The 15,884-nt window shown below is 38.7% G+C and carries 22 protein-coding genes and 1 pseudogene; 22 read left to right on the forward strand and 1 reads right to left on the reverse strand.

Annotated features, from left to right (window positions below; translation table 11 throughout):
* Nucleotides 1-51 precede the first annotated feature (51 nt).
* The 6 genes from FEE42_RS01825 to FEE42_RS01850 all read left to right on the forward strand — a co-directional run bounded on the left by FEE42_RS01825 (nt 52) and on the right by FEE42_RS01850 (nt 4,643).
* The gene (locus FEE42_RS01825; protein WP_164027579.1) at nt 52-456 is read left to right on the forward strand and encodes a hypothetical protein; all 405 of its coding nucleotides are present in this window, start codon (nt 52-54) and stop codon (nt 454-456) included.
* 194 nt (nt 457-650) lie between these two features.
* Entirely contained in the window at nt 651-878 is a 228-nt protein-coding gene (locus FEE42_RS01830; protein WP_164027580.1) for a hypothetical protein, read from the forward strand.
* A complete protein-coding gene (locus FEE42_RS01835; RefSeq protein ID WP_164027581.1) occupies nt 811-3,063 on the forward strand; it encodes a glycoside hydrolase family 19 protein in 2,253 nt (750 codons plus the stop codon). The genes FEE42_RS01830 and FEE42_RS01835 overlap by 68 nt, the downstream gene beginning before the upstream one ends.
* Nucleotides 3,064-3,083: 20 nt before the next feature.
* Entirely contained in the window at nt 3,084-3,716 is a 633-nt protein-coding gene (locus FEE42_RS01840) for an SHOCT domain-containing protein (protein WP_164027582.1), read from the forward strand.
* 218 nt (nt 3,717-3,934) lie between these two features.
* On the forward strand, nt 3,935-4,147 hold the full coding sequence (locus FEE42_RS01845; RefSeq protein ID WP_164027583.1) for a hypothetical protein: 213 nt from the start codon (nt 3,935-3,937) through the stop codon (nt 4,145-4,147).
* The gene (locus tag FEE42_RS01850) at nt 4,131-4,643 is read left to right on the forward strand and encodes a DUF2335 domain-containing protein (RefSeq protein ID WP_164027584.1); all 513 of its coding nucleotides are present in this window, start codon (nt 4,131-4,133) and stop codon (nt 4,641-4,643) included. The genes FEE42_RS01845 and FEE42_RS01850 overlap by 17 nt, the downstream gene beginning before the upstream one ends.
* 94 nt (nt 4,644-4,737) lie before the next feature.
* Here FEE42_RS01850 and FEE42_RS01855 read toward each other — a convergent pair whose 3' ends face one another.
* Nucleotides 4,738-5,355, reverse strand: coding sequence for an XRE family transcriptional regulator (locus tag FEE42_RS01855; RefSeq protein WP_164027585.1), 618 nt, complete (start codon nt 5,353-5,355; stop codon nt 4,738-4,740).
* Nucleotides 5,356-5,476: 121 nt separating this feature from the next.
* Between FEE42_RS01855 and FEE42_RS01860 the strand changes: the two genes are divergently transcribed.
* The 16 genes and pseudogenes from FEE42_RS01860 to FEE42_RS01930 all read left to right on the forward strand — a co-directional run bounded on the left by FEE42_RS01860 (nt 5,477) and on the right by FEE42_RS01930 (nt 15,677).
* Nucleotides 5,477-5,635 carry a hypothetical protein gene (locus tag FEE42_RS01860; protein WP_164027586.1) on the forward strand — a complete coding sequence of 53 codons (159 nt, stop codon included), beginning with the start codon at nt 5,477-5,479 and terminating at the stop codon, nt 5,633-5,635.
* A gap of 75 nt (nt 5,636-5,710) precedes the next feature.
* A pseudogene (locus tag FEE42_RS12965) lies at nt 5,711-6,073 on the forward strand (BRO-N domain-containing protein); the annotation flags it as partial.
* Complete coding sequence (locus FEE42_RS12970; protein ID WP_418067223.1) at nt 6,050-6,616, forward strand: P22AR C-terminal domain-containing protein; 567 nt, start codon at nt 6,050-6,052, stop codon at nt 6,614-6,616. The pseudogene FEE42_RS12965 and the gene FEE42_RS12970, both read left to right, overlap by 24 nt.
* A gap of 131 nt (nt 6,617-6,747) precedes the next feature.
* On the forward strand, nt 6,748-7,266 hold the full coding sequence (locus tag FEE42_RS01870) for a Rha family transcriptional regulator (RefSeq protein ID WP_164027588.1): 519 nt from the start codon (nt 6,748-6,750) through the stop codon (nt 7,264-7,266).
* A 33-nt stretch (nt 7,267-7,299) separates the two neighbouring features.
* Nucleotides 7,300-7,965, forward strand: coding sequence for a phage baseplate protein (locus tag FEE42_RS01875; protein WP_237184457.1), 666 nt, complete (start codon nt 7,300-7,302; stop codon nt 7,963-7,965).
* Between the two features lie 9 nt (nt 7,966-7,974).
* The gene (locus tag FEE42_RS01880) at nt 7,975-8,271 is read left to right on the forward strand and encodes a phage baseplate plug family protein (RefSeq protein WP_164027589.1); all 297 of its coding nucleotides are present in this window, start codon (nt 7,975-7,977) and stop codon (nt 8,269-8,271) included.
* Between the two features lie 2 nt (nt 8,272-8,273).
* Complete coding sequence (locus tag FEE42_RS01885; RefSeq protein WP_164027590.1) at nt 8,274-9,167, forward strand: baseplate hub protein; 894 nt, start codon at nt 8,274-8,276, stop codon at nt 9,165-9,167.
* Complete coding sequence (locus FEE42_RS01890) at nt 9,167-9,826, forward strand: Gp138 family membrane-puncturing spike protein (RefSeq protein WP_164027591.1); 660 nt, start codon at nt 9,167-9,169, stop codon at nt 9,824-9,826. The genes FEE42_RS01885 and FEE42_RS01890 overlap by 1 nt, the downstream gene beginning before the upstream one ends.
* A 63-nt stretch (nt 9,827-9,889) precedes the next feature.
* Nucleotides 9,890-10,597 (forward strand): putative barnase/colicin E5 family endoribonuclease, encoded by a 708-nt coding sequence (locus FEE42_RS01895; RefSeq protein ID WP_164027592.1) that lies wholly within the window; start codon nt 9,890-9,892, stop codon nt 10,595-10,597.
* Complete coding sequence (locus FEE42_RS01900; RefSeq protein ID WP_164027593.1) at nt 10,594-10,944, forward strand: contractile injection system sheath initiator; 351 nt, start codon at nt 10,594-10,596, stop codon at nt 10,942-10,944. Before FEE42_RS01895 ends, FEE42_RS01900 begins: the two co-directional genes overlap by 4 nt.
* On the forward strand, nt 10,941-12,128 hold the full coding sequence (locus tag FEE42_RS01905) for a baseplate J/gp47 family protein (RefSeq protein WP_164027594.1): 1,188 nt from the start codon (nt 10,941-10,943) through the stop codon (nt 12,126-12,128). Before FEE42_RS01900 ends, FEE42_RS01905 begins: the two co-directional genes overlap by 4 nt.
* Nucleotides 12,125-12,742: a baseplate wedge 1 family protein gene (locus FEE42_RS01910; protein ID WP_164027595.1), complete on the forward strand. Its 618-nt coding sequence runs from the start codon at nt 12,125-12,127 to the stop codon at nt 12,740-12,742. The genes FEE42_RS01905 and FEE42_RS01910 overlap by 4 nt, the downstream gene beginning before the upstream one ends.
* Nucleotides 12,743-12,789: 47 nt before the next feature.
* A complete protein-coding gene (locus FEE42_RS12765; RefSeq protein ID WP_164027596.1) occupies nt 12,790-14,487 on the forward strand; it encodes a pyocin knob domain-containing protein in 1,698 nt (565 codons plus the stop codon).
* Nucleotides 14,478-15,080: a phage tail protein gene (locus FEE42_RS01920; RefSeq protein ID WP_164027597.1), complete on the forward strand. Its 603-nt coding sequence runs from the start codon at nt 14,478-14,480 to the stop codon at nt 15,078-15,080. Before FEE42_RS12765 ends, FEE42_RS01920 begins: the two co-directional genes overlap by 10 nt.
* On the forward strand, nt 15,065-15,337 hold the full coding sequence (locus FEE42_RS01925) for a hypothetical protein (RefSeq protein WP_059366240.1): 273 nt from the start codon (nt 15,065-15,067) through the stop codon (nt 15,335-15,337). The genes FEE42_RS01920 and FEE42_RS01925 overlap by 16 nt, the downstream gene beginning before the upstream one ends.
* Nucleotides 15,330-15,677 carry a hypothetical protein gene (locus FEE42_RS01930; protein WP_069029799.1) on the forward strand — a complete coding sequence of 116 codons (348 nt, stop codon included), beginning with the start codon at nt 15,330-15,332 and terminating at the stop codon, nt 15,675-15,677. Before FEE42_RS01925 ends, FEE42_RS01930 begins: the two co-directional genes overlap by 8 nt.
* The last annotated feature ends 207 nt before the right edge of the window (nt 15,678-15,884 follow it).

A 15,884-nucleotide genomic window follows, 5' to 3' on the forward strand; every position in this document is an offset into this window, starting at 1 on the left:
GGTCGGGGTTTTTTATTACTCCAAATTCATATTAAAAAAGAGGAAAACAAAATGGCATTAAAAACAAAAGAAATCACTATTGAGGAAGGCCGTGATGCGGGCGTGCGTTTCATTATTACCGAAATGCCGGTAGTAAAAGCGGATAAATGGGCGACAAAGGTCCTTATTGCATTAATGAATGCCGGTGTAGAAGTGCCTGATGTGAAAATGGGTATGCTTGGCATAACAACAATGCTGCTTTCATCATTGCAAAATGTGGATGCAGAGAAGGCGATTCCGTTGCTTGATGAATTATTAGATTGTGTTCAAATTATTCCTGAAGGCGGTTCACCTCGTAAATTAGATTTATCAATGAATGACGTACAAGATTTCACAACACTTTGGGTTTTGCGTAAAGAAGCATTGATGTTGCATCTCGATTTTTTGCAACTCGCCAATACCCAGATCTCGGTGTAAGCAAGCCGGGAGCTGGTGCGGCATACGTTAATTTCACTCCGCTTGTTGGTTCGGTCATCTCTCACAAACTAGCTACATTACACGAGCTACAGACAGTGTACAGCCTCGAAGATGTGTTTGATATGGTTGAGATAATAAGCGTGGATATATACAACCAAAATAAAGCCCATAAATAATGGCAATGGATATTTAAGATGGCAACAATTATTGATTCTCTCTTTTTAGAGCTTGGCATTACCGGTAATTTTGAAGAAGAAGCCGAAAAAGTATTAGAGGCGAATGAAAACCTTCAAAAAGAGTTTGGCAAAACCGGAAAATCAGTAGCTGAAACTGATAAAAATCTGGAAAAAGCCGATGCAGACTTTGAGAAACTCAGTAAAACCAACGAGAAAAACGTTAAGCAAGCGAAAAACTATCACTAAGTTTGGTAAAGCACTTGGTGCTATCGGTGTAGTGATTGCTACAGGAACGGGCTTAGACCGCTTAGTGAAAGAAAGTGCTGAAGCTAATGTGAAACTCGACAGTCTTTCAAAAAATATCGGTGTATTCCGTGATACGCTTTCAAATTGGAGCGGAGCAGCTGAACTTGCCGGCGGCTCTGCACAAGGTATGAGTGCCAGTTTTAAAACCCTTTCCGATGGGCTGAATCGCTTTGCCATTATGGGCGATGATTCTATCCTTAAATTCTTTTCCGCTTTGGATATTATGCCACTAGAAGCAAGCGGAAAAATCAAGGATATGAATAGCTTAATGCTTGAACTTGCGGATAAATTTAGCTCAATGGATCGGGTTAAAGCTTTTAGCATTGCCCAATTAATGGGAATTGATGAGGATACCTTTAGCTTACTTTCCAAAGGCAGAGCAGAAGTCCAATCCCTGTTATCTCAACAAGGGAAATTATACCGATCAAGACAGCAGGATATTGAAACCAGTCAAAAATTGATGAAATCCACAAAAATGGTTTCCCAACAATTTGAATCAATGAAATTGATGATTGGTAATGCAGTCGCCCCGGTATTATTGAAAATTTCACAAATAACGGAAAGATTCTTTAATTTCTTAATGGAGCATGAGAATTTAGTACAAGGCTTTTTCTTCGGGCTTTCCGGCACTATCAGCGCATTTCTCATTCCGACTTTGTGGAATGCTGCAAAAGCGGCTTGGACGTTTATTGCGCCATTTTTGCCGGCAATTATTGCTGTTGTGGGACTGGCGGCAGCGTTTGGGCTGTTGTATGACGATTATCAAACATGGGTAAAGGGGGGAGATTCGAAGTTTAACTGGGAAAATTTCATTAAATATATTGATACCTCAAAATTCTCAGTAAAAAGCCTGAACGATGCTTTTATGACCTTAACAACGGGTTACAAGGGCTGGGAAGATCTTGTTGCTAAAGGTAAATCTTGGCTGGATTTAAAAGGTTTCTTGTATGATGGCGAAGTATCGGTTGATTCGTTGATAAATGGTTTCGCTAACTTAACAAAAGAACTTCTCCAATCTGTTCTTCCTATCTTGCAGCGAGTAGGGGAAACCATTTCAAAATTGTTAGATGGCGACTTTAAAGGAGCTTGGAAGGATGTAAATAATTTCGCCACAGACGCAGCAAAATGGGCATTGGAGAATAATCCGGCGATGTCTTTTGTGAATATGTTTAAAGATAATGGGTTACAGGCTGCGGATGTATTACTTGGTCATGACACAGATAGTGAAATATCTCTAACTCAAGGATTTAAAGAAGATGGTTCCTTTTATAACAAAGAGGGAGCAACAGGGAAACCTAGAGTAATAGGAACACAAGTAGAGCAAGAGCTTCTCAATGAAATAAATAAACTTGATTGGAGTGATGAAGAAAAAGCCATGTTTATGGCAACAACTGCCCATGAATCACAAGATTTCACTCGGTTAAGAGAACGAGGAGGATATAAATCGGTTGAGCAAATGCAAAAAGCAGGAATCAAGCGTGCAATTAACGACCCTGAAGGAGCGGCAAAAGCGATTTCCGAAGGTGTAGATGCTCAATTTAATTTTATGTACGGCGGTAGAATGGGGAACAACCAAGAGGGAGATGGTGCGAAGTATCGAGGACGAGGAGCTATTCAGATCACCGGTAAAGATAACTATCGCAAAATAGGTAAGGCATTAAACGTTGATCTTGTTAATAATCCTGAATGGTTGGAGACAAATCCGGCATTAGCCGCGAAGGCATCAATTACTTGGTGGGAAATGCGCAAAAAAGAGGATAAAGATTTCTTAGCAGCGACGCAAAATGGAGATTTTAAGACTGTTACAAAAGCTGTAAATAATGGAATGAATGGATGGGAAGATAGACTTGCTAAATTGAATCGATATTCTTCTAAAGGCGAAAATACAGCACAAGGTATCAATCAAATTGCAGCAGCGTATAATACAAACGAACTTGCTAGAAACTCAATGATCAACCAAGCCCAAACAAAAAATATTAACCATAACAACAAAATAGATGTTGTCGTTAATGGGGGAGTGAATGTACAATCTAGTGCAAGTACTATTACTGGGGTAGCCTCTGATGCAATGATTGGATTAAATCAGGGGTTGAATATCATGAGTTTTAATAATGGGTTGAGTTAATTGGGGGAATGGATATGTCGGTGAGTGAAGAACTAGAAAAGTTAGTTAAATTAAAGGATGCTGGACATCTAACGGAGGAAGAATTTAAAATCCAGAAGAAGAAAATTTTAGAGGGTGAATATTCAGCAAAAAATCAGCCGACTTTTATTATCCAAAACTCTGCTTCAGCTGCTGCCTCTGCAGCAAGTAGTACAAGAGTGGTAAAGAAAAGAGGATGTTTATCTACTATTGCTAAGTTTATTCTTGGTATATTTATCTTTTTCTTAATTCTTAGTTACTTTGTTGGAAATTCCAAACAAAACGAAAAAAATGCCTCTAAGGATGTTTCTAGTTCTTTTAATTCTACTCAATTGTCACAAAACTGTGAGCAGAGCAATAAAGAAACATATTATACTGCAGCTATGCATAAAGAATGTTTTATTAATTCAGGAATGCCAGAGTTTGAAAAAGCCTTTATTTTAGCTAGTAATAAAACGATAGCTTATCGTCAAGGCTTGAAGTGCGGAGTGACAGATTTAGATACCCAAGACCGCTACCAAGAGCAGGTTTATCAAGCAGTCTCAGAAAAGATAAATAAAGCAGGTAGCTTGAGGAAATTTTGTGAAAACGAGTTACCTTATTTTTATAGCCTGTTGAAAAAGTATGACGCCTAGATTGTCTAAATAAAACCGAGAATCATAAGTTCTCGGTTTTTTATTAAGCATTCCTAGAACATACTGAAAAGTGCCTAATGCTTGAGTAGGGGCGCAAAAATAGGTTTCATCCCAAAGATATTTAGCAAGATAATTGATAAATTCTTTTTTCATTTGAAACAAATTTTGATATGATCCTAGTGGAATCATACTTTTTATGATTTTGGGGGAGAAAAATAATGCGTAAAACGACACCTTGTATCAGCCTTGCATTAGGGATCGGGTCTGTTTTATCTATTGTGCCGACGGTATCTAGTGCTAAGCTATCTGATGTATCAAGATTTAATGTTCCAAATGCGTCTCAAAATATTAATCAATATTGGCATAACGTTGGTGGGTATATGCGAAGTTCATTAGCAAAAGCAAAGGAAGCCCATGAGCAAAGAAACTAATAATTTAGAAGAGAGTCAGGAACAGGAACTCATTGAGACTGTTGCTAAAGACCCAAAGTTACTTGAAAAATTAGTTCAAACACCAGAAGTTGCTGGTGTTTTGTCTATTATGGTTCAACAACAAATTAGCCATTCTGGTCCACTTCCAATGGCTTCAGAAGTTGCAAAGTATAATGAAGTTATCCCCGATGGGGCAAATCGCATTATGATTATGGCAGAAAAGGAACAGGAAGCTAATCATGCAGATCGCCGTAAACAGTTAGAACAACGTGATCGGGAATTGGCGCAGAATGATGTTCGGCTCAAACAAGGGCAGGATGAAATTGATGTCATCAAACGAGGGCAATGGATTTCACTTGCTGTTATTACTTTATTTACCGCTTTGTCTGCACTGTTAGCCATTCTAGGTGATACGACAAGCGCGGCACTATTAATGGGCGCAGGACTGGTGGGTATTGTTACTGCGCTTGTTTATGGTAAAAGAAACAAGGAATAAACTCTCATCAATTTAATATGTGATTCACATTGAATCTACAACTTACTAAAATTTCAAAAGCCCTGTTGCAATCAATAGGGCTTTTTTAGTGGTATCAAAATCCCACTATAAGTTGATCACCTTTTAAAAAACGACTACACCAAATTACACTACCTATAATATTTGCTTTATCTTGTTTGATATATATGCACTGATAATTTGGATTTAATGAATTAATAATATACTCGTTAGCAAAATCGTTTATGCTGACTTGTTTTACTCCACTATAACCATCTATCTCTAATAAAAAAAGCGAGTTCACATTGACTTCTTTATCTAGTTTGTTGATGAGTAATAGATCCCCATCTTGGAACAATGGGGTCATAGAATCACCTTTTTGTCGGTAAGCTAGCAAATTATCTGTATCTATATGTCTAGGTAGCATATCACTTGCGATATGAAAATAACTTCTATCTTCCTCTTCGTTTAAATAGAAAGGAATTTTTACTAAGTAGATTTCGTCTTGATCTAGGGATTTGATAAGCGTATCTAAATCAATATGTAGAACTTCTGATATGCGTTTTGCAGTTTCTATGCGTGGCTTAGATAAGCCATTTTCATACTTAGAAATTAGTGCAGGAGTAATGCTTGTTAGATTAGATAACTCTTTCTGAGATAACCCTAATTCAGTACGCTTTTCTTTCATTAACTGCTTAAAAGGTATGTTTTGCATAATAATTATCTTTTCTTACTTGAAGTTGCTTGAAATTATCTTTTTTATTGTCTAATATTATTGGAAATCGCTCAGTGCGATTGCTAATGTCTAATACTAACATAAATTTATAGGTGAAACTATGAAAGAAAGAACAGAGAAAAAGAACATTACCGCTAATCTACCGGCTTATCTTGTTGAATGGCTGCAAGGTTCAGCTAAGAAAAACTATCGTTCGGTAACGCGTGAACTTCAACGTTGTTTAGAAGAGTGTATGAAAAATGACAGTGCAGAAGCATAAAATGAGAAAGCCTTAATGGCTGCAACCATTAAGGCTAATAATGAAAAACCCAATACCTACTTAGGAAATTCACTTATGAATAATACTACTTTACAAACAGAAATTCAAAATGTTTCTACCTTTCAATTCGGTGAGTCATCGATCCGTGTTGTTTCTATTAGCAATGAGCCTTGGTTTGTTGCAAAAGATCTTTGTAATGCAATCAATATCTCAAATTATCGTGATGCAATTGAACGATTAGATGAGGACGAAAAGGGTGTCGCTTTAACCGACACCCTTGGCGGGCAACAAGAAATGAACATTGTCAGCGAAAGCGGAATGTACACTTTAATTTTACGTTGTCGTGATGCGGTGAAAAAAGGGTCAGTTCCACACCGCTTCAGAAAATGGGTAACTGCTGAGGTATTGCCACAAATTCGTAAAACAGGACAATATTCACTTTCTCAAAGTGTGGTAAAAATTGAAAAACTTTCTAAAGAGCATCAGACATTCATCAAAAATCTCGTAATGGATCGCACTAAGATGCTACCGAAAGAACATCAAGCGAAAGCAGCAATTACCCAGTGGTCGGCATTGAAAACCCACTTCGGAAAAAGTTATAAAAATATCAATGACGATCAATTTGTGGAAGCGGTGAGTTTATTAGCACGCTTACCATTAGAGGGCGAACTGATTATTAATGAACCATCAAAATCTGAAGATTACTACTTAACCGAAAGTGAGTTTTGTAAAGTCGCTTGGGCGGTATTTTCTGCTAAACAACAAAATCAGTTGCTTGAAAAACTCATTGAACCGCTTAATGCTATTCAATCTCGGCTCACGTCTGACGTGTGGGACTATGCCCGAGAATACAAAAGCACTTGGCAAAATGGAATGGAAATTATGTCCCGTCTTGCTGAGAATTTAGAAGTGAATAGACACAGCTCTCTTAATCTACAACGGATTAAACAACACTTAGCCGATAACCAAAGGCTGATTTAAGTAAAAATACATTCAAAACCGACCGCACTTTTCCCTGTGAAAACCGTGTGGCGGTTTTCTACATCCTAAATAACCCTGAGAAACTACTTTCTCGGGGTTTTTTATTATCCAAAATTTAATAGGAGAATATTATGCAACTTGCTAACCCTGAAAATTTTAAACAGTTTGTTCAAAACAAAGATGCCAAAACGATTACGACATCGGAAACGGTGGCTAAAGTTTTTGGAAAGATACACGCTCACGTTATGCGTGATATTCGTGAAATCCTTGAAGCTGGCGATGATGAATTTAACCGATCCAATTTTGGATTGGTTGAATATATCGACAAAAAAGGCGAAAAACGCCCAATGTTTGAAATGACTAAAGATGGTTTTATGCTTTTGGTAATGGGTTATCGTACTAAAAAAGCAATGGAAATTAAAATTTCCTACATCAAAGCTTTTAACTTTATGCAAGAACAATTGGCGCAAAATGGAATGACGTTACTTGAGCAATATTATCAAGCATTAGGTGAACATAAAGCTGAAAAACAATTTGCCAGTTTATGTGGCAAAGGGCTAAATCAATGGAAAGATAAAAAGTCGTACTTGGAAGCGACATTAAAGGTATTTGAAGACAAACTACAAGTTGAATTACCACTATTAAACTAACCGCATTTTTGTGTAGCCAAAATAGGAGCATTCATGTCTTGGAACTCAATCGGTGTGCCGAGTGTGCCGGAACTACCTAAGAATATTGGCGATGCGGCGATTAAATTCGGCGGTTCGCAACTTATTAATCAAATTTTTGGAAACTATTGGGGGATTTTCGATCAAAACGGAATCCCTCTTTTACTTGCTGATAACGTGAGCTCTGTTAAATTTCAAAATCGTTCAAAAATTTCGGATGCGCCGACAGAGAAAGGGTCGTTTGCCAGTTATAACAAAGTGGCAGAACCTTATGCGGTTGATGTAGTCATGACAAAGGCAAGCGGTGGCGTGATGGAGCGTGGCGCATTTTTAGCCTTGCTTGATACGTTTGCGAACAGTACGGATTTGTTTATGGTGATTACACCGGAAGCCATTTATCCGAATTGTAATATCACCAGCTATGATTATGCCCGTTCCGCCGGCGATGGGGCGAGAATGATTAAGGCGAATATTCACCTTCAAGAAGTACGGGAAGTAGAGGTGCAGTACACGGAAACTAAAATGCCGGAATCTTCCGCAGAAAGTCAAGGCGGTTCCGTTTCAACAAAAGAGGTGCAAGCCGGTGGTAATAAGTCAATTCTGAAGGAAATTTCTGATCAAGGAATTATGGAGTTTATAAAAGACGGTGTCAGTGAAATTAAAAAAATAATCCTCAATTAAGGTTTAGTTATGTTACATATCATTCCATTACAACAAACCCCTAATCAAAGTTTGTCGTTTAACATTGGCACGCAATCCGTTCACCTTACATTGGTGACGAGAAACGATAAACAACTGTTTGCAACAGTACAAGCCAATAATCAACTGATTGTGGCCAATCGAATTTGTTTAGACGGTGTACCGTTAATTTCTGTGGATTATTTGCCTATGGTAGGGAATCTTGTTTTTTTCGATACACAAGGCAAGGAAAACCCAAATTACAAAGAACTCGGCTCTCGTTTTGTGTTGGTTTATTCGGAGAAATGATAATGGAACTCTTGAGAAATGGTAGTTTCAAACAACGAAAATTGCGTGTTACTTTGTTGTTAGGTTCGCCTGAGCAAAAGTTTGACAACAATGGCAATAATACAGTCATTATTGAAAATATGCGGGTGTCTGCACAGCTCTTTGTTGGTGGTGGCAATATGGCACCTACTGCACAGATTGTGATTTATGGACTGAGTCAATCCATTATGGATAGAGTAGCCCGGGTAAAATGGTACACTGATGCGGCAAAATTAAACTTTGTTCGGTTAGAAGCATTAAATAATGAAGTCTATTCAATTTTATTTGAAGGAATGATTTCTTTTGCTACGCCAAATTTTGCCGGCGCACCAAATGTTTCTTTAACGATAAAAGCGACCACGGCAGCACAACATCAAATTTTACCTGTGCCGCCGATAAGTAAGATGGGTGATGTTGATGTCGCTACTTTGATTAGTCAAATTTGCCAAAAAATGGGAATGGAATTTGAGAATAACGATGTCAATGTCAAAATATCAAATCCCTATTTGTGTGAAACCAGCCTTGAGCAAGTCAAAAAAATTTGCCTAGCTGCCGATATTGATTTGGCCATTGAGGCGAACAAAGTGGCAATAAAAAACAAAGGGCAGGGGCGAAAAATCAAAGTGCCGGTGATTTCTCCAACTACCGGATTAATTGGTTATCCGATGTTGGATTTAAGTGGGATTAAATTCCAATGCTTGTTCGATCCTGAAATTAAATTTCATGGTATTTGTGAGATTCGGGATAGTGTGATTACCCCGGCTAACGGACAATGGGTTATTTATGGTTTAAACCATTATCTTGAGAGCGAAACCCCTAATGGCAAATGGTTTTGTCAGGTGAGTGCCTCTCGTATCGGTGAAATAAAGGTGAAGTAATGGAAAGCAAATTAGGATTAATTAATCATAGCCATACGCTAGATGAAACCTCGCAAATACAGTTCATCATAAATAACCTTATCGGGAGAATCCAAACGGTCACGTTAGTTCAGGTTAAGGCCGTTAAGGCTGCCGGTGTTAATCCAGTAGGTACGGTTGATGTTCAGCCGATGGTGGCGCAAATAGACGGACAGGGAAATACTTATGAGCATGGCATTATTTACAATATTCCTTATTTTCGTTTACAAGGTGGAGCCAATGCGGTGATTATCGATCCTAAAGAGGGGGATATTGGAATGTGCGGTTTTTGTAGTCGTGATATTTCAAGTGTGAAAAATAACAAAAAGCCCTCAAATCCACAAAGTTTAAGGCGTTTTGATTATTCTGACGGGCTTTTCTTTGGTGGCTTTTTAAATGGTGTACCTTCTCAATACATTTTATTTAAAGATGAGGGGATTGATATTGTTTCAACGGGAGAGGTAATGATTAAAGGTACAAAAGTGAAAATTGATGCACCGGTCGAAACCACTTCAACCCTACAAGTCGGTGGGGATATTACGGATAATGCAAGTGGCGGCGGAAAATCAATGAAAACAATGCGATCGCTATACAATGATCATACTCACAATGGCGGGCCAAAACCGTCACCGACAATGTAGAAAAAAACAAATCCAAAATTGACCGCACTTTTAATTGAAGTGCGGTTTTTTATTGGGGGAAATATGCAACCGGGTCAATTACAACAACAGAAATTAGACAGGCTTTACTATGTCATTGTGAGCGATGAATGGGATGAAACTAAGCACCCGAGAAAGAAAAACGGGCAGTTTGGTAAAGGCGGTTCTCAATCGGCGATGAAATCGGTAAAAGCGAATATTAAGCGAGGATGGCAGTCGATGAACACGGCAATAGTAGAAAAACGAACCGTTCATCGAGCAATGTATCAGCAAGAATTAGGTTGGGTTGATTTTGAATGGGGAGATGATGGTTTAACCAAAGCTCGGAATAAAAAAGGCGAACCTATTGGCAAGGGGATTTCTCATATTATTGAAGCACGTATGCGTAAAGATGGCATGAGTTACGAGCAAGCAACGAAAATGCTGACGAAGAATATTGTAGAGGTGATTGCCAAAGGGAAAATTCATAAAGAATGGAAAAGCCCTGATGGAAAACATAAAAGTTTGCAGATTGATTATCAAGGTTACAGGGTGGGGCTAGCGAAAAGCAAAGGGAACAATTCTTGGATAGTTACCGGGTTTAAATTGCATTCCACGGGTGTAAACGGAGTAGGTGGAGATACTTCCGCCACTACGCACATTAAGCCTACACTTACGCGTCAAAATGTGGGAGCCGTGGGAACTAAACAAATTATAAACCTAAACCCTAATCAAATTCAACGTCTTGATCGCTTATTCAGAGGGGCAAAATGAACACTATTTTTTTACATCCCACAGAATGGGATTTAATGTTGGATACAGAAGGAAATATTGCCTTTGCCAAAGATCCGTATGCTAAAGCACAGGATGTAGCAAGTGCAGTCAAATTATTCAAGGGAGAACTTTATTACGATATTCGAAAAGGGATTCCTTACTTTGATGACACCCTAGGCAAAAAACAATCTTTTGCGTTGTATCAGTATCGGTTAGAACAAGCTGCTTTAACGGTTCCAGGGGTGAAATCTGCCAAAGCAACCGTATCAAGTGGAGAAAATCGCAGATTAGTTGGCGACATCACTTTTACTGATGAAGAAAACAAACAATTACAGGTGCAAGTATGACAACAAGTGTTCCAAATATTCAATTTACCCCACAGGGGCTGATTCTTCCAACTGAACAAGAAATCTTAAATGGCGTGTTAGATGATATTGATCGCGCTTTTGGCGGTGGTTTAAATCGCAATCTGGAAACACCGCAGGGACAGTTGGCAACCTCACTTGCGGCTATTATTGCAGAGAAAAATAACACGATTGCTAGGTTAGTGAATAGTTTAGATCCGGATTATAGCGATGGCATAATGCAAGATGCGATCGGGAAAATTTATTTTATTAAACGCAAAGGGCAGATCAATTCCACGGCAGAATGTGAGTTTAACGGCTTGCCGGGTGTGAACATCCCAAAAGGTTTTGTTGTAAAAGACGAAAACGAAAATGATTGGGTGCTTGATGAAGCGGTCAGTATTTTAGAAAACGGCACGGTCATTGGAAGGTGTACAGCCAATGGGATTTATCCAGCAAAAGCCCATTCAATCAATCGTCTATCGCAATCAATTATCGGACTGGATAGAGTCACTAATCCAACTGAAGCAGTAACAGGGATTGAGCGAGAAAGTCGGAATGATTTTGCTAAACGCTATGAAAACAGCGTAACCATTAATTCACTGGGAATGCCGGCAACGGTTTATGCCAATGTTGCCAAGTTAGAAGGTGTGGTGAGTTGCTATGTTATCGATAATCCAAAAGGAGAAACTGTCAGAATTGGGGCAAGCAATACTGCACTTGCGCCACATAGTGTTTATGTTGCGGTGCTTGGTGGTGATGATAAAGCCATTGCAGAAGCCATTCATCGTTATGCCGGTAATGGGTGTGATTACAATGGAAATACGATTATACAGGTGACAGACGAACGTTATTTAGAGCCCAAGCCGACTTATCAAGTGCAATTTCAACGTCCGGTACCGATTCCGATTCACGTCTCTGTCACGGTTAAACGTGGTGCAATATTAGAGGCGGAACAATTAATTAAGCAATCCATTCTTAAAGAATTTGATAAAAATAGATTGAAAATTGGTGCAACGATTTATGCTATTGGTTTCATTCCTGACTTAGTCGGAAAAATCGGAAATGAATATCTATTAGATGTAAAAGTCGGCAAAAACAAAACACAGTTATCAGACAATGTGCAAATTGGCATTGATCAGATTCCTACACTGATAGAAAGCAATATTAGGGTAAGTGTGGTATGAAAAATGTAAAAGCAACGATCATCAGCCAATACGCTAACAGCCCCGTGATATGTAATTTGATTGAACATTTTAATGAGTACATCGATCCGAAATATGACATTAATAATTTTTATCGAATCATCTGGAACATTGACACTGCAGAAGGAATCGGGTTGGATTTTTGGGGGAAAGTTGTCGGCATCCAAAGAGATATTGTTATCAATGAAAAAAACCAATTTATCGGTTCTACGCTTGCGGCTGATGATTTAGAAAAATACAAAGTCAATTCAAGATATTTTATGAATGACGAAATGTTCAGAAAAATGATTTTGATGAAAGCAATGAGCAATATTATTTACGCCACGGCATACAATATTAATACATTGCTTTTGCTGTTGTTCGAAAAGCGAGGTCGAGCCTATTTTGTTAAAAGTGGGACTATGTCGGCACGTTATATCTTTGAATTTAATCTAACACCGGATGAGAAAGCAGTCCTAATTAGTACGGATTTATTACCAAGGCCAACAGGTGTATTAGTGGACTTTTACGAACCCGATATCAAGAAAACATTCGGGTTTATTGAAGCAAATATGGCGCCGTTTGGTGAGGGTGCATTTTACATAGGTGACAGATAATAACTAACAAGCCCGCAGAAATGCGGGTTTTTTATTGGAGAAAATAAATGAGGGTACCAAAACTACTATCAAAAGCGTGGGCTTCTAGCGGTTTGAAAAATGATATTCCTATGGATCGCTCAGATAGTTTGCCAAGAGAGTCCGCAACTTATAATGACGGCTTTCCGCAAATTACTATGACACCAATTTCTATGGGAGGGAAAGCTCCATCAGGCAAAGATATGAACGGCGCACTCAACGAGTTATCCGATCATATCGTTTATCAAAACAAAGGGGGAATTTATCCATTTAATGCTGAATTTGCAGAGAAAATCGGCGGTTATCCGAAAGGGGCGATATTAATTAATGAACGGTTAAACTTAGCCTTTCAAAGTCTTGTTGATAACAATAAGACCAACTTCAACACACAGGATTATACCGGTAAATGGGTAGTAGTATTTGGCAATGACTTTTTTGTACCGAAAACACAAACAGCCACAACAACACAAGTCGGTATAGTGCAGTTAAATTCCGCAACCAACAGCAATAGCGAAACGCAAGCGTCAACACCAAAAGCGGTTAAAACGGTCAAAGACCAGCTTGACAGTGTACAACGCAATCAGGCTAATTACATCCCTAACAGCAAAAAATCAAATGCGGTGAATAGTGCATCATCTGATACTGTGGCGACATCGGTGGCAGTAAAAACAGCTCACGACAAAGCAGTAGAAGCAAAAAACGCTGCTGATAATGCTAACAACAATGCAAACAGACGTGCATTTGGACTTGCGTTATCAAGCGAGGATTTAAACAGCATTACAGCCTCTGGTATTTACGGACAATCTTTAAATTCCAACTCAACATCAGCTCGACATTATCCAATAGAACAAGCCGGGAAGCTGATAGTGACTGGAAGCTCCGGCTTTGGCGCACAGCAGCTTTATATCAGTTATCACGATAATCACATTTATGCGCGAGGGAAAAATCAAAATGGTTGGAGTGACTGGAAACGCATTGACGGCTTAAACGGAGTGTCAAAATCGGGCGATACGATGACCGGAAATCTGGTCATTGATACGGATGATTCGTTGCTTAAAGGTAAAAGAAGCGGGGTGAATAAATATGCTGTCGGGCTACGAAATAGTACAAGTAACGATGTTGTCGTGCTCAATTATACTGATAATACCTCGATCGAATTGCTTGCGAATTCGGTTTACTCAAATAAAACGCTTGTCGCGCCGGGAATGATTCTGGAGGATTCTGATTGGACGGGATTAAATATAAAAAATTTATCGGGTCGCTACGTCAGATTTGAAGGCAATCCTCATTCCGCAACTAACATGCTGACTATTATGTATAGGGAAGCAAACGGAACAAATATTAATACGGTTTCTTTGCGGAAGAAAGGCGGTACGCTGGCATTACTTGAAGATTTTACCTATCAAAAAATTGGTAATTTCGAAGTTAGACGCTATCCAGACGGAACGATGATTCAGACTTATTTCGCTGAATTCAATGATATTTTCGGCGCTAACTCCGGACTGGGCGGTTCTGGGCAAAAACAATTAACTTGGGCTGCGGCTTTTGTTGGTAAACCCATAGTGTTTGGCAACATCACCACATCTCTAGAGGAGAATCATAATGCAGGAGTAAATATACTTACTAAATCAACAAACACTACATTATATTGGTATAACTATGAGAGTGGTAGCGCTAATCAGAGGTTGTGCCGCTTGCAATTTTTGGCAATCGGGAGATGGAGATAATGGCAACTTATTTTAAAGACGGATTTTTTAATGATGATTTTGGCGGGTTTGTGCCGGAAGGCGCGATAGAAATCAGCGAAGAAAAATATATTGAGTTGCTTGAGGGGCAAGAGCAAGGAAAACAAATCATCAGTGATAAACAAGGAACCCCAGTACTGCTTGAGCCACAACCCAGTCCGGCTCACGAATTAAAAGATGGTGAGTGGATTATTTCAAAAACCAAAATAACCGCACTTACCACCCAACGCAAAACAACCCTTTTACAACGCATTGCGGACAAAACCGATCAATTTAAAATGCAATATCTGCAAGGGTATTCTCAAGCCGAGATTGACAGTTTTTACCGTCAAGAACGTGAAGCGAGAAATGAATTGCCGGAAATGATTTTAACTGAAATCTTCAAGGGTCGTGACGACTTAAAAAACATTGAAGAGTTGAAACAAAAAGTCATCGAAAAAGCGGATTTGTTCGCCATTGTGATGGGTAAACTTTTTGCAATTAAGCAAAATTTTGAAACCCATATCGAACAAGCGCAAACGTTAGAAGAACTAGACCAAATTGAACAGGAGATTGAGCAATGGCAAAAACTGTAAAACACAAGTTAAAAAATTGGGGTTATAACGTCATTATCGCGATTGACCAATTATTTAACGCACTCACGGGCGGTGGTGCAGATGAAACATTATCCAGCCGCACCTACCGCCGTGCGGTTTTAACGCAAGGTAAGCCGAAAAAACGTTGGCAAGTGTTATATCGCCTGATTAACGGGCTGTTTTTTGACAAAAATCACTGTAAAACCGCTTATGAAAGTGAGCTTTCCCGCAAACAATATCCACAGGATTTTGCATAACAAAAAGTGCGGTCAAAATCGACCGCACTTTGTTAATTTACTGCTCACACTTTCCCCCAATTTGCTGATATTGATTTTGCAATTAAACGATCTGAATTTGAATTTAATTCACCTAAGCAAATCGGTAACAAATTTGTTATTCCTGTTTCCGAGTATTCGTAGTGGAGACGGCAATATTACACCTTCATTCATTATGCGTAAAGTGGAATATCGTTTAAATAGTAAAGTTCAAAAAGGTATTCTTGAAGATATGAGTGAGCCTTACATTTTTAGTGCTGATACAGCGGAAGAATTACAAGGTTCAGTTGAGGTGTGGTACAAGGGAGAACAAATTCAGTAGGAGTTGATAAAAGCGCGGTAGGTTTACCGTGCTTTTTCATAATTTGGGAAGGGTAAAATGAATTGATTGTTTGACGTAAATTTGACGCAATAGGTGTTAAAAGGTACAAAAAGCTATAAATGTAATTTAGTTTGAGATAATACAAGTCATTGATTTTGTTTGTTATTTATTTTGATTTATTTATAATTTACAGGATTCAAAATCCGC

The organism is Rodentibacter caecimuris (genome assembly GCF_010587025.1).
Classification (GTDB): Bacteria; Pseudomonadota; Gammaproteobacteria; order Enterobacterales; family Pasteurellaceae; genus Rodentibacter; species Rodentibacter caecimuris.

Bases quoted from the DNA above. Each gene is read 5' to 3' on its own strand.
- FEE42_RS01825 (WP_164027579.1), top strand. From the start codon at position 52: ATGGCATTAAAAACAAAAGAAATCACTATTGAGGAAGGCCGTGATGCG.
- FEE42_RS01830 (WP_164027580.1), top strand. From the start codon at position 651: ATGGCAACAATTATTGATTCTCTCTTTTTAGAGCTTGGCATTACCGGT.
- FEE42_RS01835 (WP_164027581.1), top strand. From the start codon at position 811: ATGCAGACTTTGAGAAACTCAGTAAAACCAACGAGAAAAACGTTAAGC.
- FEE42_RS01845 (WP_164027583.1), top strand. From the start codon at position 3,935: ATGCGTAAAACGACACCTTGTATCAGCCTTGCATTAGGGATCGGGTCT.
- FEE42_RS01850 (WP_164027584.1), top strand. From the start codon at position 4,131: ATGAGCAAAGAAACTAATAATTTAGAAGAGAGTCAGGAACAGGAACTC.
- FEE42_RS01855 (WP_164027585.1), bottom strand. From the start codon at position 5,355: ATGCAAAACATACCTTTTAAGCAGTTAATGAAAGAAAAGCGTACTGAA.
- FEE42_RS01860 (WP_164027586.1), top strand. From the start codon at position 5,477: ATGAAAGAAAGAACAGAGAAAAAGAACATTACCGCTAATCTACCGGCT.
- FEE42_RS01870 (WP_164027588.1), top strand. From the start codon at position 6,748: ATGCAACTTGCTAACCCTGAAAATTTTAAACAGTTTGTTCAAAACAAA.
- FEE42_RS01875 (WP_237184457.1), top strand. From the start codon at position 7,300: ATGTCTTGGAACTCAATCGGTGTGCCGAGTGTGCCGGAACTACCTAAG.
- FEE42_RS01880 (WP_164027589.1), top strand. From the start codon at position 7,975: ATGTTACATATCATTCCATTACAACAAACCCCTAATCAAAGTTTGTCG.
- FEE42_RS01885 (WP_164027590.1), top strand. From the start codon at position 8,274: ATGGAACTCTTGAGAAATGGTAGTTTCAAACAACGAAAATTGCGTGTT.
- FEE42_RS01890 (WP_164027591.1), top strand. From the start codon at position 9,167: ATGGAAAGCAAATTAGGATTAATTAATCATAGCCATACGCTAGATGAA.
- FEE42_RS01895 (WP_164027592.1), top strand. From the start codon at position 9,890: ATGCAACCGGGTCAATTACAACAACAGAAATTAGACAGGCTTTACTAT.
- FEE42_RS01900 (WP_164027593.1), top strand. From the start codon at position 10,594: ATGAACACTATTTTTTTACATCCCACAGAATGGGATTTAATGTTGGAT.
- FEE42_RS01905 (WP_164027594.1), top strand. From the start codon at position 10,941: ATGACAACAAGTGTTCCAAATATTCAATTTACCCCACAGGGGCTGATT.
- FEE42_RS01910 (WP_164027595.1), top strand. From the start codon at position 12,125: ATGAAAAATGTAAAAGCAACGATCATCAGCCAATACGCTAACAGCCCC.
- FEE42_RS12765 (WP_164027596.1), top strand. From the start codon at position 12,790: ATGAGGGTACCAAAACTACTATCAAAAGCGTGGGCTTCTAGCGGTTTG.
- FEE42_RS01920 (WP_164027597.1), top strand. From the start codon at position 14,478: ATGGAGATAATGGCAACTTATTTTAAAGACGGATTTTTTAATGATGAT.
- FEE42_RS01925 (WP_059366240.1), top strand. From the start codon at position 15,065: ATGGCAAAAACTGTAAAACACAAGTTAAAAAATTGGGGTTATAACGTC.